The following is a 16,024-nucleotide window of genomic DNA, read 5'->3' as shown; positions in this document are numbered from 1 at the left end:
TACGAGAAGTGCTCATGGGGCGCTCCGGCGCCTGCCACCATCGGTTCTAGGACGGGTGGTGACCAGGCATCGGGGCGCCCCGGCGCGTCCCGCACCGCTCGCGGACGAGCGAGGTGACGCATGAAGGATCCGGCGAAGCGGGTGTGGTCCTCGGCCCCGGTCCCGGGCGCGCACGACCCCACCGCGCCGCTCGGCAGCCGGCGTACCGGCGGGGGGTTCGGGGTGCTGCCGTTCGTCGGGGAGCCGACGCCGGCCGGGCCGGCCACCAACGCCAGCTGGGCCTGGTCGCTGCGCCGGTTCGCCCGGGCCGCGGTGTGGCTGCTCCCCGCGTACGCCGTGCTCTACGGCGTCGTGGCGATGGCCAGCGACGGCGGGGTGGGCAACGACCCGTACCCGGCCGACGGCCGGCCGCTCTACCTGGTGGGCTGGGTGGCGTCGGTGTGGCTCGGGCTGCTCGCCCTGCTGGCGCTGACCGGGCTGCTGGCCGCGACGCGCAGCCGCCGGATCGCCGTCGCCGGCCTGCTGGTGTCCATCGCCGGCACGGTGCTCATGCTGCCCTTCGCGGGCCTGGCGGAGCAGACCCCGGTCTTCGGCACCACCGCCCGCGGGCTCGTGCTCGTCGGCGCCACCTGCTACACCCTGGGCTGGCTGCTGACCGGGTGGTCGGTGGCTCGGTCCGGGGCGTTCAGCATCGGCGACGGCACGATGCTGATGATCGCCGCCCCGCTGCTGGGCCTCGGCGGCGCGTTGATCGGCTCGTTGCAGACCTTCGGTGCGATCTTCGTGCTGATCGCCGGCATCGGCATCGCCTACCGCTCCGGGCGCCTGGTGCCCCGGGACATCGCGCGCGACGCCGCCAGCGCCAGCCTCGCCACCGCCGCGCCGACCGGCCCGGGCCCGAACGGCCCGCTGGCCACCGGCTGAGCCCCCTCGCCGGCCGCCCTGGCCGGCCCGGCGCGGCGCCGGCCGGCGGGACGCGTGGGGCGGCGGGGGACGCCGGGGCCGCTGGGATGGGAAGTCCCTGGCAGCGGGCGGTGAAGTTGCTGACAGGAGGGCCGCGAGGGTGGTCGGTTGGCGGCTTTCATGGCAATCCTGGGGACCATGGCCCCACCCCGCTCGCCGCTGTCGCGGCTGTTCACCGTGCTGCTCGCCGGCGTGCTCGCCGGCCTCGTCCTGGCGGTCGCCGCGCTGCCGGGCAACCTGCTGCTCGGGTTGGGCGCCAAGGCGGCCCTGGGTTCGTACGCCGCGCTGCCCGAGGCGCTGCGCACCCCGGCCACACCACAACGCTCCTACCTCTACGCCAACGACGGCAAGACGCTCATCACCACGTTCTACGACGTCAACCGCACGGACGTCGGGCTGGACGAGATCGCCCCGGTGATGCGGCAGGCGATCGTCGCGGCCGAGGACCGGCGGTTCTACGACCACAGCGGCGCCGACCTGCGCGGCCTGCTCCGGGCGCTGGTGGCGAACGTGTCCGGCGGTGGCACCGCGCAGGGCGGCTCGACGCTGACCATGCAGTACGTCCGCAACGTGCTCAAGACCGATCCGGGCCGCACGGCCGAGGAGCGCGCCGCGGCCACCGAGCAGACCGTCGGGCGCAAGATCCAGGAGATCCGGTACGCCACGGCGTTGGAGCAGCGCCTGAGCAAGGACGAGATCCTCAACCGCTACCTGAACATCGCGTACTTCGGCTCCGGGGCGTACGGCATCGCGGCGGCCAGCCAGCGCTACTTCGCCAAGGCCCCGGCGGACCTGACCCTCGGCGAGGCGGCCCTGCTCGCCGGCCTGGTGCAGTCGCCGGAGGCGTACAGCCCGATCGACGGCGACGCGGACGCCGCGCTGGAGCGCCGCGGCTACGTGCTGGACGCGATGGTCGAGACCGGGGCGATCACCGCCGACCAGGCGGCGCGGGCCAAGGCCGAGAAGCTGACCCTCAAGCCCACCGCGCAGCCCAACGGCTGCACCGCCGTCGCCGAGGGCCACGACGACTGGGGCTTCTTCTGCGACTACCTGCGGCAGTGGTGGCTCGCCCAGCCGGCGTTCGGCGAGAGCGTCGAGGAGCGCGAGCAGGCGCTGCGCCGGGGCGGCTACACCGTGGTGACCTCGCTGGACCCGCAGGTCCAGGCCACCGCGCAGAAGCAGGCCACCAGTGTCTACGGGTACGGCAACAAGCGCGCCCTGCCCATCGCCGCCGTCGAGCCGGGCACCGGCCGGGTCCTCGCCATGGCGGTCAACCGGCACTACAGCCTCGACGCGAACCCGGACGGGCAGCCCAACCACCCGAACACCGTCAACCCGCTGATCTCCGGCGGCGACAGCGTCGACGGATACCAGGCCGGCTCGACGTTCAAGCTGTTCACCATGCTCGCCGCGCTGGAGGCCGGCAAGCCCCTCGCGACCGGCTTCGACGCGCCCAGCCGGCTGCCCACCCGGTACGCGGCCGAGGGCGAGGGGAGCTGCGAGGGCCGGTGGTGCCCGGCCAACGCCAACCCCGAGTGGATGGACGGGTACCGGATGATGTGGGACGGCTTCGGCCGCTCGGTGAACACGTACTTCGTCTGGCTCGCCGAGCAGGTCGGGCAGGAGAAGGTGGTGGAGATGGCGCAACGCCTCGGCATCACCTTCCGGGCCGACGCCGACGCCGCCTTCGCCGAGGAGGACGCCGCCAACTGGGGCTCCTTCACCCTCGGCGTGGCCGCCACCACGCCGCTCGACCTGGCCAACGCGTACGCCACCGTGGCCGCCGAGGGGACGTACTGCACGCCGCTGCCGGTGGTCTCGGTGACCAGCCCCGACGGCGAGCGGGTGCCGGTCGGCGACCCGTCCTGCCGCCGGGTGCTCGACGCCGACGTGGCCCGGGCCGCCACCGACGCGGCCCGCTGCCCGGTGGGCCAGCAGTCCGCGTTCGGGCAGTGCAACGGCGGCACGGCCACCTCGGTGAACCGGATCCTCGACGGCCGCCCGGTCGCCGGCAAGACCGGAAGCTCGGAGCGGAACGCCACGGAGACGTTCGTCGGCTTCACCCCGCAGGTGGCGGTCGCCGGCATCGCCGCCAACCCGGACGACCCGACCGACTCGGTGGGCGCCGCGGTGCAGGCCAAGGTGATCGACGCGGTCGCCCGGGTCATCGCCACCGCCGTCGACGGGCAGCCGGAGAAGACCTTCGCGGCCCCCAGCCGCGAGCTGGTCGGCGACCCGCGCCGCCCGGTGGAGCGCCGCCCGGCCGAGGAACGACAGCCCACCGGCGAGCGGCGGCCCCCCGACGAGCAGCGCCTCTCCGACCTGCGGCGCTGGCTCCAGGGTCGCGGCTGACCCCCCCACGCCACCCACGTGCGTCGCGGGTTGACGCCCGCTACGTGCGCCCGCGCGGTCGACGGCGGCCCGCACGCCGGTGTGGGCGTCGGCTGCCGTCTCTCCCGGTAGACACCCGGAACACCCTGTCGAGCTGCCCCACCCATGGGACCACCCCGGCGGCCGCACGGCTTCGGCGCGCCGGCCGGCTCCGATGACGCTTCGCCGGTGCCGTCTGCCCCATCTGTGGGGCAGCTCGACAGGGCCACGACCGGGACTGTCGGCCGGCCATGATGCCGATGACCGAGCCGGCCCTGGTGCCGCCCACCAGTCGCCCACCAGTCGGCCACCACTCGACCGGGGACGGGGCGGTCAGTCGGAGCGGGCGACGGTCCGCACCGCCGGGTCGAGGACCGTGCGCACCACCCGGTCGAGGGCGGCGCGGACCTCGGCCGGCCCGCCGTCCGCGTCGACGACGGTGAAAGTGCCGAACTCCGGCAGCTCCCGGTAGCCGGCGTCCAACTCGCGCAGGTAGGGCAGCTCCTCGGTGTCGATGCCCCGGGCCAGCACCCGCTGCTGCGCCCGCTCGGGCGAGACCGCCAGGAAGCAGACCAGGCTCGGCGGCGGGAAGATCCCGTACGCCAGGCGGACCAGCCCCCCGCCCCGGTCGCGGCGGACCCGCATCACCACGTACTGGCACCAGGACCACCGGTCCATCACCGCCGTCCGGCCCGTCAGCCGGGACACCAGCACCGCCCGGGCGATCGCGAGCCAGCGTACGGTCGCCTCCAGCGCCGCATAGCCGGTGCGGCCGAACAGGTGCGGGCCGTCCCGGCGGCCCAGGGCGCGAGCGAGTCGGTTCCACAGCGGCCGGCCGCCGGCGTTCTCGAAGTAGGTGGCCGGCACTCCCGCCGCGCGGAGCCGGCCGGCCAGCGCCTTCGCCTGGGTGGTCTTCCCGGCCCCGTCGATGCCGACCAGGGCGATGATCATCGGGCGCACGAGCGGCACGTTAGCGGCGGCGGGCAACCCGGCGAAAGAATCCTGGAGAAATTCGGCCGGAGCTGTCGGATCCGGCGACGCCGCTCCGACCACCTGGCGAGAACGCCCACGACGGGCGTCCGACGCCAGGAGGAACAGTCATGCGGAAGATCGTCTACGGGGTGCACCAGTCGCTCGACGGGTGCATCGAAGGGCCGAACGGCGAGTTCGACTGGCCGGAGATGGGTCCGGAGCTGTCCGCGTACTCGCTGGAGCAGTGCGACCGCTCCGGCGCCTTCCTCTACGGCCGCAAGGTCTGGGAGTTCATGGCCGCCTACTGGCCGCAGGCGGAGTCGATCTCCGACCACCCACACGACCTCGCCTTCGTGCCCATCTGGCGGCGGACGCCGAAGGTGGTGGTCTCGCGCACGCTCACCGAGGCCGACCACGGCGCCCAGGTGGTCGGCGGCGGCGACCTCGGCAAGGAGGTCACCGCGCTCAAGGAGCAGTCAGGCGGCGACCTGCTGCTCAACGGCGGTGCCGACGCCGCCGCCGCGCTGACCGAACTCGGCCTGATCGACGAGTACCAGATCTTCGTGCACCCGGTGGTGCTCGGCGGCGGCAAGCCGGTCTTCTCGGTCACCGAGCGGCTGAACCTCCGTCTCGTGGAGTCGCGGACCTTCGACGGCCGGTCCGTGCTGCTGCGGTACCACCGGGCCGGCTGACGCCGGCCTGCTGGTCCTTCCGTCGATCCGCCTCCGGTCGCGATTCTTCTCCGGACAGAACTCCGCCGGCCGTTCCGGTGGGACGGGTCCGGGGACGTCGTCCGCGCGTCCGGCAGAATCGTGCGAGTGCCCATCCACCAGATCACCGACCCCGACGACGAGCGGATCGCCGACTACCGCGCGCTGACCGACGTCGAGCTGCGCACCCGCTGGGAGCCACCCCACGGCCTGTTCATCGCCGAGGGGGAGCTGGTGCTGCGCCGGGCGCTGCGGGCCGGCTACCCGGCCAGGTCGTACCTGGTGGACGCCAAGCGGGTCGACCAGCTCGCCGACCTGGACACCGGCGACACCCCCGTCTACGCGGCCACCCCGGACGTGCTGCAACGGGCCACCGGCTTCCACGTGCACCGGGGGGTCCTGGCGTCGTTCCGGCGCAAGCCCCTGCCGGCCGCCGCCGAGGTGCTCGCCGCCGCCCGCCGGGTGGTCGTCCTGGAAGACGTCAACAACCACACCAATCTGGGTGCGGTCTTCAGGGGGGCCGCGGCGCTCGGCATCGACGCGGCGCTGCTGTCGCCGTCCTGCGCCGATCCCCTGTACCGGCGCAGCGTGCGGGTCAGCATGGGGGAGGTCTTCGCGGTGCCGTACGCCAGGATCGAGCGCTGGCCGGCGGGCTTGGAGCAGGTGCGGAAGGCGGGCTTCACCGTGCTCGCCATGACGCCGGCTCCGGACGCCGTACCGATCCAGCGGCTGACTCCGCCGCAGCGCGAGCGGGCGGCGCTGCTGCTGGGAGCCGAGGGCCCCGGCCTCACCGTGGCGGCCCAGTCCGCCAGCGACGTGCGGGTGGTCATCCCGATGCGGCGCGGGGTGGACTCGTTGAACGTCGCCGCTGCCGCGGCGGTGGCGTTCTGGGAACTGGGTCGCGCCGATCCACCATTCGGCGACGGGTAGCCCCCGCAGGGTCGACCTGAGGTCTCCACCAGCACCGCCGATCACGTCCGCTTGCATGGTCATGCGCAATACTGAATAATCATCCTCGTGTCCAAGGTTCTCACCTCCCTCCCCATCGGCGAACGTGTCGGCATCGCCTTCTCCGGCGGCCTCGACACCTCGGTAGCGGTCGCGTGGATGCGCGACAAGGGCGCCGTTCCCTGCGCCTACACCGCCGACATCGGCCAGTACGACGAGCCCGACATCGCCTCGGTGCCCGGTCGCGCGCTCAGCTACGGCGCCGAGGTCGCCCGACTGGTCGACTGCCGCGCCGCCCTGGTCGAGGAGGGCCTGGCAGCGTTGACCTGCGGGGCTTTCCACATCCGCTCGGGCGGGCGGGCGTACTTCAACACCACCCCGCTGGGTCGGGCCGTGACCGGGACCCTGCTGGTGCGGGCGATGATCTCCGACGACGTCCAGATCTGGGGCGACGGCTCGACCTTCAAGGGCAACGACATCGAGCGGTTCTACCGGTACGGCCTGCTGGCCAACCCGCAGCTGCGCATCTACAAGCCGTGGCTCGACACCGACTTCGTCACCGAACTGGGTGGGCGTAAGGAGATGTCGGAGTGGCTGCTCGAACGCGGCCTGCCGTACCGGGACAGCACCGAGAAGGCATACTCCACCGACGCCAACATCTGGGGCGCCACGCACGAGGCGAAGACCCTCGAACACCTCGACACGGGCATCGAGACGGTCAACCCGATCATGGGCGTCCGGTTCTGGGACCCGTCGGTGGAGATCCCGACCGAGGACGTCACGATCGGCTTCGACCAGGGCCGCCCGGTGACGATCAACGGCAAGGAGTTCGGCAGCCCCGTCGACCTGGTGCTGGAGGCCAACGCCATCGGCGGCCGGCACGGCCTGGGCATGTCGGACCAGATCGAGAACCGCATCATCGAGGCCAAGAGCCGGGGCATCTACGAGGCGCCCGGCATGGCGCTGCTGCATGCCGCGTACGAACGGCTGGTCAACGCCATCCACAACGAGGACACCCTGGCGAACTACCACAATGAGGGCCGCCGCCTCGGTCGGCTGATGTACGAGGGGCGCTGGCTGGACCCGCAGGCGCTGATGCTGCGCGAGTCGTTGCAGCGCTGGGTCGGCACGGCGGTCACCGGCGAGGTGACGTTGCGGCTGCGCCGGGGCGAGGACTACTCGATCCTGGACACCACCGGCCCGGCGTTCAGCTACCACCCGGACAAGCTGTCGATGGAGCGTACCGAGGACTCGGCGTTCGGCCCGTCGGACCGGATCGGCCAGCTCACCATGCGCAACCTGGACATCGCCGACTCGCGGGCGAAGCTGGAGCAGTACGCCACCCTCGGCATGGTCGGCGGCGCGACCCCCCAGCGGATGGTCGGCGCCGCGCAGGCGGCGTCGACCGGGCTGATCGGTGCGATGCCGCAGGGCGGCGCGGAAGCCATCGCCTCCCGGGGCGTCTCCTCCGCCGCCGACGAGGCACTCGACCGCGCCGCGATGGAGCTCGGCGTCGACTGAGCCCTTGCGTTCGGCGGGCGGTCGAGAATCGAGGTCACGGACGGTAGCGTGTCGCCCGTGTTCCCTACCGTCCGTGAGGTCCTCGCGCTGGACCCCGTCCGCCACGGCGCTCCGCGCCTGATCGCCGGGGACGCCGGCCTCGACCGCCCGGTGCGCTGGGTGCACGTGGCGGAGGTGCCCGACATCGCCACCCTGCTCGGCGGCGGCGAACTGGTGCTCACCACCGGCATCGGGCTGCCCGCCGACGACCCCGGGCTGCGCGCCTTCGTCGGCGACCTGGCCGACGTGGGGGTCTCCGGCCTGGTCGTCGAGCTGGGCCGCCGGTACGTCAGCGGGGTGCCCCGGGTGATGGCGGCCGTCGCCGAGCGGCGCGGGCTGCCGCTGGTCGAGCTGCGGCGGGCCACCCCGTTCGTGCGGATCACCGAGGCGGTGCACGCGCTGATCGTCGACGCCCAGCTCACCGAGCTGCGGGCGACCGAGGAGATCCACCAGCGCTTCACCGAGCTGTCGGTGGAGGGCGCCGGCCCCGGCGAGGTGGTCCGGCAGGCCGCCGAACTGTCCGGCTGCCCCGTGGTGCTGGAGAACCTCTCCCGGCAGGTGCTCGCGTACGACCCGGCGGGGGAGAGTGCCGAGCTGCTGCTGGACGGCTGGGAGCAGCACTCCCGCCGGATCCGGCCGGCGGGGCGGACCGCGTACGACGCGGACAGCGGCTGGCTGGTGACCACCGTCGGCGCCCGGGGGCACGACTGGGGCCGGCTGCTGCTGCGGTGGCCCGGCGGGGGCGACCTGGCCGCCGGCCGGCGGGTGCTCGACCCGGCGGCCGAGGTCGGGGTGGGCGTCGCCGGTGCCCCGCCGGCCGGACCGCCCACCCGGCTGACCATCCTGGTCGAACGCGCCGCCTCGACGCTGGCGTTGGGCCGGCTGATCCGGCGCGACGCCGAGGGACTGGAACGGCAGATCCACCGGACGCTGCTCACCGCCCTGCTCGACCACTCCCGCCCGGTGGACGAGGTGGCCCTGCGGGCCCGGGCGCTCGGCGTGGTGCTGGAACGGCGGCACCTCGTCGGCGTGGTGGTCCGGCACCGGGCCGACGACCCGGCGGGGGAGGGCGGCCCGGCCAGCGAGGCCGGACACCCGGGCGACCCGGGCGCGGGCGACCCGGAGTCGGGTCCGGCGCGGCTGCGTGACCTCGCCGAGGCCGTCGGCCAGGCGCTGCATGAGGCGAAGCTGACCGGGCTGACCAGCGCCGTCGACGACCATGCCGTCGGCGTGCTGCTCGCCCTGCCCGACCCGGCCGCCGAGGAGCGGGCGCTGGCCGCGTTCGCCGCCGCGCTGCGCCGGGGCCGCCCGGACACCGCCGCGCCGACCGACCGGGTCGGTGTCGCCGCCGCCTCCGGACGCCTCGACGGCCCGCCCCGGGACGTCCCGGGCAACGGCGCGGCCCGGCCGCCGTCGGGCGGCGCGGTGCTGATCGCGGCCGGCTCCGGGGTGGGCAGCCTGCGGGAGGCGCGCCGGTCGCTGGTCGAGGCCCGGCAGGTCGCCGACGCCGCCCGGCGGGACCGGCGGGACCTGCCGATCTTCCGGTTGCCGCACGTCGGGTTGGCCGGGCTGCTGCACCTGTTGCGCGACGAGCCCCGGGTGCAGACCTTCGTCGAGCGGGAACTGGGCGCCCTGCTGACGTACGACGCGCAGCACCCCCGCGAGCAGTTGCTCGGCACCCTGCGGGCGTACCTGGAGCAGGGCCGGAACAAGTCGGCGGCGGCCGCCGCGGCACACCTGTCCCGGCCGGCGTTCTACGAGCGGCTGGCCCGGATCGGCCGCGTGCTGGACGTCGACCTCGACTCGGTCGAGGCCTGTCTCTCCCTCCACGTCGCCCTGCTGGCCTTGGACGCCATCCGAACCCCCTGACGATCACCGCCGGCGTGGCCCGGGGCGGGGGAGGGGGAGGAAGGGGTCAGGTGAGGGCGGTGAGGGCCTTGGCGTACGGCGGGGGGACGTGGTTCGGGCCGCCCGGGGTGAAGACGTCGGAGTTGGCGGCGGCCGACCAGGCCGTGGCCGGGACCGCGTCGACGAGGGCGCGGACGACCGGGGCGTCGCGCCACTCGTCCTGCTCGGCGAGCAGGCTCAACGCCACCACCGACTCCTCCACCTCGCCGACGCACTCGAACGGCTTGTGCCCGTCCACGCCCAGCAGCTCCCGGTAGCCGGGCACCTGCGCGGGGTCGGCGAGCAGGTCGCCGCCGAAGATGTGGGTGATCCGCTCGCGCGACATGAACGGCGCCATGGCCAGGAAGACGAACCGGCACTTCGGGCAGTCGCGGCACCAGCGCTCGCTGGCGTCACGCAGCTTGAACGCGGCGTTGCAGCTGGTCACCACGTCGTCGTAGCGGTCGATCTCGGCGAACAGCCGGGCGATGTGCAGCTCGGACAGCGAGCGCAGCAGCGAGAAGTACGGCTCGGTCAGCCCGGCGTGCTCCGCCAGCGCCGCCCGCAGCAGCCCCTCCGCCTCCACGCCCTTGGACCACTGGTGGTTGATCTCGTGGCCGTTCCAGACCAGGTTCGGGTCCGACGCCGACCGCTCGTTGGACATCACCACCGGGCCCAGCCCGTGCAGCACCGCGGTGGCGACCGCGATCAGCGAGTTGATCGCGGTGACCGGGATGTGGCCGTTGAGCGCCCCGGCGGCGTTCAGCTCGAACAGCACTGGGTCGATGCGCCGCCGGGCGGCGAGCGGGGTGAGCCCGGACGCCTCGTTCACCGAGACGATCACGTGGTTGGGGTTGACCGAGAACGGCACCGGGTCGAACCCGGCCCGACGCAGCGCCTCCAGGCTGACGATCGAGTCCTTTCCGCCGCCCACCGCCGAGAGCGGACGCCGGTCGGAGTCGTCGTACACCCGGGCCGGGGAGACCGTGCCGGCCGGCACCTCCGGGCGCAGCTCCAGTACGTGCGGCAGCTGGTTGCGGTACGCGTACTCCGCGAGGCCCTTGGTGTAGAGGGCGGTGACCAGCTCGGCGGCGGCCGCGCCCAGCGGCGCCGGCAGCACCACGCGGGGCGGCGCGGCGGCCTTGTAGTAGCTGACCCCGGCGACCACGTGCAGCAGCTCCAGGACCCGGCCGAGGGTCGCCACGGTCTCGTCCGACGGCGGCGCGTCGGGCAGCGGAAGGGTGATCACCTCGGTGAACCGCTGCTCGCCGTCGGGTCCGGTGAGGGCGTAGTCGAACAGGACCTCCCCGGTGGAGAGATCGATCGAGTAGGACGGGAAGGTGAAGGCGTCCATCCGCCGGAGCTGCTCGTTGGGCACACGCCATACTAGGCCCTGGTTCGTCCGGCCGTGTCCGGCTGCGCCGGACCGCCCCTGCCTCGCCCGCCGACACCCCCTGAGGAGAGCCTGTGCGCCTGTCTGACCTGCGCGGACGTACCGTCGCCGTCTGGGGCGCCGGTCGGGAGGGCCGGGCGGCCGTGACCGCGATCGCCGCGCACGGCCCGGCTGACCTGGTCGCCGTCGACGACAGCGCCAACTTCCTCAGTCTGCCCTGGGAGGGGTCGCTGGCCGAGGCGGCGCCGCTGGTCACCGGCGAGGACGGCTTCGCCCGGCTGGCCGCCGCCGAGGTGGTGGTCCGCTCGCCCGGCGTGCCGCAGACCCACCCGTGGCTGGTGGAGCTGCGCCGGCGTGGTGTGACCGTGACCCAGGGCACGGCCCTGTGGATGGCCGACCACGCCGAGCGCACGGTCGGCGTCACCGGCAGCAAGGGCAAGAGCACCACCTCCAGCCTGATCAGCCACCTGCTCGCCGCCGTGGACCGGCCGAACGTCTTCGGCGGGAACATCGGCGTGCCGACGCTGGACCTGCCGGAGGCGGAGCTGTACGTGCTGGAGCTCTCCAGCTACCAGTGCAGCGACCTGACCGACTCGCCGCGGGTGGCGGTGGTCACCGCCCTCTTCCCCGAGCACCTCGACGCGCACGGCGGCGAGGCCGAGTACTACCGGGACAAGCTCAACCTCCTCGCGCACGGGCCGCACACCGTGGTGGTCAACGGCGCCGACCCGCGACTCGCCCTCGAACTGGGCGACCGGACGGCCGTGCGCGCCGGCCTGCCCGACACCGCCCACGTTGCCAGCGGCCCCGACGGCACGCCCTGGTTCCACCTCGGCGACCGGCCACTGTTCCCGCGTGCGGTGCTGCCGCTGGTCGGCCGGCACAACGAGGGCAACCTCTGCGTCGCCCTCGCGGTGCTCGACGCGCTCGGCGTCGACGTGGTGGCCCGCAGGGACACCCTGGCGGTGGCGGTGGCGGGGTTCCAGGGGCTGGCCCACCGGCTCACCGAGATCGTCGACCCGTCCGGTCTCACCTTCGTCGACGACACCCTCGCCACCAGCCCGTACGCGGCGATGCACGCGATCGACGCGTACGAGGGGCGGCCGTTGACGGTGATCGTCGGCGGCACCGACCGGGGGCTGGACTACACGCCGCTGCGCGAGCACCTCGCGGAGCGCGAGATCACCGTGATCGGCATCCCGGACAGCGGCGCCCGGATCGTCGAGGCGCTCGCCGGGCTGCCGAAGGTACGCGCCGAGGTGGTCGACGACCTCGTGGATGCGGTCCGGCTGGCCCGCGGGCTGACCCCGGCCGACGGGGTGGTGCTGCTCTCCCCGGCCGCGCCCAGCTACGGGCGGTTCCGCAACTTCGAGCACCGCTCCGAGGTCTTCGCCCAGGCCGTCCGGGACACCGCCGGCTGACGCCGGCTCGGCCGGCAGGGCGGCGTAGTTGACACAGCTATGCGCTGGTCCGGCCCTGGCTGCCGGTACTGCCGGGCGCCTCGACACCGACAGCACCAGGCCCGACGCTCATTCGAGCGCGGCCGCCCGGGCCTCGAACAGGCCGCGTTCACGGGCGTTCCGGGTCATCCCGGCGGCGCGTTCGAACTCGCGCCGCGCCTCGACGGTGCGGCCCAGTCTGGCCAGCAGGTCGCCGCGGACCGCTGGCACCAGTGGATAGTTCGGCAGCACCAGAGCGTCGACGATCTCCAGTCCACGGGCGGGGCCGTGGGCGTTGCCGACCGCGACCGCCCGGTTGAGGTCCACCACCGGTGACGGCGAGACGTGGGCCAGTACCGCGTAGAGCGCCGCGATCCGCTCCCAGTCGGTCTCCTCGGCGCGGGTCGCGCGGGCGTGGCAGGCCGCGATGGACGCCTGCAGGGCGTACGGCCCGAAGGTGTCCCCAGCCCTGGCGAGCGCTGCCAGGCCCCGCCGGATCAGCAGCCGGTCCCAGCGCCGCCGATCCTGATCGTGCAGCAGGATCGGGGTGCCGTCCGAGGCGGTGCGCGCCGGGATTCGTGACGCCTGGAGTTCCATCAGAGCCACCAGCCCGTGCACCTCCGGTTCGCGCGGCGCCAGTGTGGCCAGCAGCCGGCCCAGGCGCAGCGCCTCCTCGCAGAGCGTGGGCCGCATCCAGTCGTCGCCGGCCGTCGCCGCGTACCCTTCGTTGAAAATCAGGTAGACGACCTCGAGCACCGAGGCCAACCGCTCGACGACCTCGGCTGGCGGCGGCAGCTCGATGGCCACCTGCTTCTCGGTGAGCGTCCGCTTGGCCCGGGTGATGCGTTGGCCGACTGCGGACTCCGGGACCAGGTAGGCCCGCGCGATCTCGTCGGTGGTGAGCCCGCCCAGCAGCCGGAGGGTGAGACCGACCCGGGACTCGGTCGACAGCACTGGGTGGCAGGTGGTGAAGATGAGTCGCAGCAGGTCGTCGCCGATGTAGTCGTCCAGCTCCGCGGCGAGGTCGGGCTCTTCCGCGTCCGGCGTCGCTCGTCCGATCGCTTCCAACTTCTTCTGGTACAGACTCCGCCTGCGCACCAGGTCGATGGCGCGATGCTTGGCGGTGGCCATCAGCCAGGATCCTGGATGGTCCGGAACCCCGGTGACCGGCCACTGTTCGAGGGCGATGACGAACGTGTCCTGCGCCAGCTCCTCGGCGAGCCCGACGTCGTGAACGATGCGGGCGAGGCCGGCGATGATCCGGGCGGATTCGATGCGCCACACCGTCTCGACGACGCGGCGAGGATCGGTAGCTGTCACGGCTACCGATCCTCGCACCCCGCCTGAACTCCGGGTCTATCTAGGCGGGGCTCCCGAAGTCCTCGGGGCCGAAGACCTTCAGCACGTCGGCCTCCCCCTCCCAGCCCTCCCACAGGTCGCGGTGGAGCTTCAGGAACCGGGAAGCCCACTCCACCGCCTCCTCCTTGGACCGCACCTGGTACAGCGCGTAGCTGATGGTCTCCTTGGCCTCGGCGAACGGGCCGTCGGTGACGCTGAGCTTGCCGCCGAAGAGTCCCACCCGGGCGCCGGCGACGCTCGGGGCCAAGCCCGCGGTGTCGAGCAGCGCACCGGCCGCGGTCGCCTCCGCGCCGAGCCGCATGATCGCGTCCATCAGTTCCGCCGGGGGCGGGGTTGCGGGCCGGGCTGCCTTCAGCAGGATCATGTACCGCATGATCGGTCCTTTCGGTCGTTGACTGTCGTCGATGGTGTGGTTAGGCGGCGGTGCGGTAGAAGTGGACGGAAACCGTGGTCAGCCAGGCAAAGACGGTTAGCACTGCCGCGACGAAGGCCAGCGTGGTGGGTCCGTGCGAGCCGCTGGCGATGCCGGCGAACCCGGCCAGGAAGACCACTCCGGTGATACGTGAGAACCAGGCCAGCCGGCGCTGTCCGTCGCGGGTGAACCGGCTGGCCAGGACGAAGCAGGCCACGATGAGGCACAGGAAGCCGACGCCACCGACCATGAAGTGCAGCATGCCGTGCCAGCTGATCGTCGAGGGCTGCGGTGCACCGGCGGGAAAGCCCTGCGCGGGATCCGCGCGGAAGACCCCGGCTCCCACCAGGCTCAGCCCGTAGGCGACGATCAGCAGCGGTCCCCAGGTGCTGCCCCGGCCGGGCGTCAACGCCCGGCGCAGGCCGACCGCAGCGACCACGGTCATCAGGCCGGTGACGATGAAGTTGGTGATCTGGATCCAGCCGAAGTCGCCGTTGGCGAGCAGGCTCCAGGCGTGCCGGATCGGGTTGAAGCCTTCCCGGGTCAGTGCCTGGGCCAGAGCCACGACGACGTAGATCGGGCCGGCGATGACGCCGTAGCCGAGCAGCGACTTGGTGATCCGGGCCGCCGGGGTGCAGTTCGGGTTCATGGCCTGTCTCCTTGATTCGAGGTCTCTACCTAGGCCTCGAACGGGGCGCCCCGGATCCGACACACGTCTTCAAGATTTTTTCGAGATCCTGTTCCTCATGATCGGTGTGCCGTTTTGGTGGTGATCACAACCAGAACACACCATCGTGCGGGGGCGGGGCCCAGATGAGCAACTCGACACCGACCCAAGAGTTGGCCGGCGCCGGGGTACGTTCCTACCCGGCGGGCATCAGGGCGGCGTGCAGGGCGCGCATCGACCGGATCGCCGAGCGGATCTCCTGGAGGTAGCGGCCCGGGGTGAGGGTGGGCTCGGGCAACCCGGCCAGGTCGGGCAGGGTCGGGTCGACGCCGACGGTCTCGATCCCACAGCCGTACGGCACGGCGAGGGTGCGCAGCGCGTCGCAGTGCTGGAACGGCACGTAGATCGGCGCGGTCACCATGAGCACCGGGTCGCCGGTGCGCAGGTGGACGTGCTCCGCCCAGAACCGTTGGGTGTCGGCGGTGTGCGCCCGTCGTCGCGCGGGATCGCTGGACGGGGCGGCGAGCACCCGGACCGGCGGGCCGCCCGCGGGCCGGTAGGTCCGCGACGACCAGGAGTGGTGCGGATGGCCCCCGTCGTGACCGTCCTCCTCGGCCGGGGCGGCCACCCCGAACTCGCGCCGCACCGCCGCGTCCAGGGCCTCCACCTCGGTGTCGCAGGGCGGGACGCCGGCCGCCGCCAGCCCCGCGCACTCCACCTCGGACAGCGGGCGGAAGCTGCCCAGCACGGCCACCTCGCCGGCGACCCAGGTGCCGGCGCGCAGGAGGTGCGCCGCGTACGCGACCCGGCGCTGGCAGGCGTTCGACAGCCCGCCCAGCACCACCAGGTGGGCGTACTCGGACCGGGCCGGCGGCACCGGGTGGACCAGGCCGAGCGCGGCGGCGGCGCGGAGCACCAGGCCGACGGTGGCCGGGTCGAAGGCGGGTTCCCGGGCGTCGGGGCGTTCCCGCCCGCCCCGGAAGTCCCAGTGCCGGGCGGAGAACTCGTCGAGGCCGGCCAGCACGGCCGCCAGGTCCCCGCCCGGCCAGTCGCCGCCGAAGTGCCCGACCAGGGCGCGCAGCGGCGCCGAGTCCACCCAGGCCCGTACGCCGGCCGTGATCTCCCCGGCGCCGGTGCCCGCCGCACCGGTGGGCAGCGCCACCTCCCCGATTCGCACCGCCGGATCCTACCGGCGGCCGGGTGCCGGAGCCGGTAGGGACGGCGTTGCCAATCTGGAGCGGCTCGCCGGATGCGGAATGAGTCGCGTGAGCCCACGCCGGCCACCGAAAACCGGGTGGCGACCGGTTCTCGGCCCCGGAAACCGCAGCATCCGGGTTGACGCGC

At 73.5% G+C, this 16,024-nt stretch carries 13 protein-coding genes; 7 read left to right on the top strand and 6 right to left on the bottom strand.

The features are described 5' to 3' along the window. The first annotated feature begins 120 nt into the window (after nucleotides 1-120). Nucleotides 121-924 (top strand): hypothetical protein, encoded by an 804-nt coding sequence (locus ACZ6Q9_RS20060; RefSeq protein ID WP_396827326.1) that lies wholly within the window; start codon nucleotides 121-123, stop codon nucleotides 922-924. Nucleotides 925-1,101: 177 nt separating this feature from the next. After that, nucleotides 1,102-3,315 (top strand): transglycosylase domain-containing protein, encoded by a 2,214-nt coding sequence (locus ACZ6Q9_RS20055; RefSeq protein ID WP_393268058.1) that lies wholly within the window; start codon nucleotides 1,102-1,104, stop codon nucleotides 3,313-3,315. 351 nt (nucleotides 3,316-3,666) lie between these two features. Here ACZ6Q9_RS20055 and ACZ6Q9_RS20050 read toward each other — a convergent pair whose 3' ends face one another. After that, a complete protein-coding gene (locus ACZ6Q9_RS20050) occupies nucleotides 3,667-4,284 on the bottom strand; it encodes a dTMP kinase (RefSeq protein WP_396827575.1) in 618 nt (205 codons plus the stop codon). A gap of 149 nt (nucleotides 4,285-4,433) precedes the next feature. Here ACZ6Q9_RS20050 and ACZ6Q9_RS20045 point away from each other — a divergent pair, with 149 nt between their 5' ends. From ACZ6Q9_RS20045 to ACZ6Q9_RS20030, 4 genes are all read left to right on the top strand, one after another. Then, complete coding sequence (locus ACZ6Q9_RS20045; protein ID WP_396827323.1) at nucleotides 4,434-4,997, top strand: dihydrofolate reductase family protein; 564 nt, start codon at nucleotides 4,434-4,436, stop codon at nucleotides 4,995-4,997. A gap of 126 nt (nucleotides 4,998-5,123) precedes the next feature. Continuing rightward, nucleotides 5,124-5,945, top strand: coding sequence for a TrmH family RNA methyltransferase (locus ACZ6Q9_RS20040; protein WP_396827321.1), 822 nt, complete (start codon nucleotides 5,124-5,126; stop codon nucleotides 5,943-5,945). Nucleotides 5,946-6,032: 87 nt separating this feature from the next. After that, nucleotides 6,033-7,484 (top strand): argininosuccinate synthase, encoded by a 1,452-nt coding sequence (gene argG / locus ACZ6Q9_RS20035; RefSeq protein WP_357699264.1) that lies wholly within the window; start codon nucleotides 6,033-6,035, stop codon nucleotides 7,482-7,484. A 57-nt stretch (nucleotides 7,485-7,541) separates the two neighbouring features. Then, a complete protein-coding gene (locus ACZ6Q9_RS20030) occupies nucleotides 7,542-9,392 on the top strand; it encodes a PucR family transcriptional regulator (RefSeq protein WP_466021420.1) in 1,851 nt (616 codons plus the stop codon). Nucleotides 9,393-9,438: 46 nt separating this feature from the next. Here the strand turns inward: ACZ6Q9_RS20030 and ACZ6Q9_RS20025 are convergent, their stop codons facing one another. After that, nucleotides 9,439-10,788, bottom strand: coding sequence for a MurL-like N-terminal domain-containing (locus ACZ6Q9_RS20025; RefSeq protein WP_396827319.1), 1,350 nt, complete (start codon nucleotides 10,786-10,788; stop codon nucleotides 9,439-9,441). Between the two features lie 89 nt (nucleotides 10,789-10,877). On the opposite strand from ACZ6Q9_RS20025, the gene murD reads away from it, so the two are divergent. Continuing rightward, on the top strand, nucleotides 10,878-12,224 hold the full coding sequence (murD, locus tag ACZ6Q9_RS20020) for a UDP-N-acetylmuramoyl-L-alanine--D-glutamate ligase (protein WP_396827318.1): 1,347 nt from the start codon (nucleotides 10,878-10,880) through the stop codon (nucleotides 12,222-12,224). A 108-nt stretch (nucleotides 12,225-12,332) separates the two neighbouring features. On the opposite strand, the gene ACZ6Q9_RS20015 is transcribed toward murD, so the two are convergent. The 4 genes from ACZ6Q9_RS20015 to ACZ6Q9_RS20000 form a co-directional block, all read right to left on the bottom strand. Next, on the bottom strand, nucleotides 12,333-13,562 hold the full coding sequence (locus tag ACZ6Q9_RS20015; protein WP_396827316.1) for an RNA polymerase sigma factor: 1,230 nt from the start codon (nucleotides 13,560-13,562) through the stop codon (nucleotides 12,333-12,335). A gap of 40 nt (nucleotides 13,563-13,602) precedes the next feature. Beyond that, complete coding sequence (locus tag ACZ6Q9_RS20010) at nucleotides 13,603-13,974, bottom strand: YciI family protein (protein WP_357699254.1); 372 nt, start codon at nucleotides 13,972-13,974, stop codon at nucleotides 13,603-13,605. Nucleotides 13,975-14,014: 40 nt separating this feature from the next. Continuing rightward, on the bottom strand, nucleotides 14,015-14,662 hold the full coding sequence (locus ACZ6Q9_RS20005; RefSeq protein WP_396827314.1) for a DUF998 domain-containing protein: 648 nt from the start codon (nucleotides 14,660-14,662) through the stop codon (nucleotides 14,015-14,017). A 214-nt stretch (nucleotides 14,663-14,876) separates the two neighbouring features. Further along, nucleotides 14,877-15,857 carry a hypothetical protein gene (locus tag ACZ6Q9_RS20000; protein WP_396827312.1) on the bottom strand — a complete coding sequence of 327 codons (981 nt, stop codon included), beginning with the start codon at nucleotides 15,855-15,857 and terminating at the stop codon, nucleotides 14,877-14,879. Between the last annotated feature and the right edge of the window lie 167 nt (nucleotides 15,858-16,024).

The sequence above is a fragment of the Micromonospora sp. NPDC049139 genome, assembly GCF_055586845.1.
This window is presented reverse-complemented; position numbering and strand designations above follow the sequence as displayed.

Excerpts from the sequence above, each read along its gene's own strand:
- ACZ6Q9_RS20045 (WP_396827323.1), top strand. The coding sequence starts at position 4,434 with ATGCGGAAGATCGTCTACGGGGTGCACCAGTCGCTCGACGGGTGCATC.
- ACZ6Q9_RS20005 (WP_396827314.1), bottom strand. The coding sequence starts at position 14,662 with ATGAACCCGAACTGCACCCCGGCGGCCCGGATCACCAAGTCGCTGCTC.
- ACZ6Q9_RS20060 (WP_396827326.1), top strand. The coding sequence starts at position 121 with ATGAAGGATCCGGCGAAGCGGGTGTGGTCCTCGGCCCCGGTCCCGGGC.
- ACZ6Q9_RS20050 (WP_396827575.1), bottom strand. The coding sequence starts at position 4,284 with ATGATCATCGCCCTGGTCGGCATCGACGGGGCCGGGAAGACCACCCAG.
- ACZ6Q9_RS20055 (WP_393268058.1), top strand. The coding sequence starts at position 1,102 with ATGGCCCCACCCCGCTCGCCGCTGTCGCGGCTGTTCACCGTGCTGCTC.
- ACZ6Q9_RS20010 (WP_357699254.1), bottom strand. The coding sequence starts at position 13,974 with ATGCGGTACATGATCCTGCTGAAGGCAGCCCGGCCCGCAACCCCGCCC.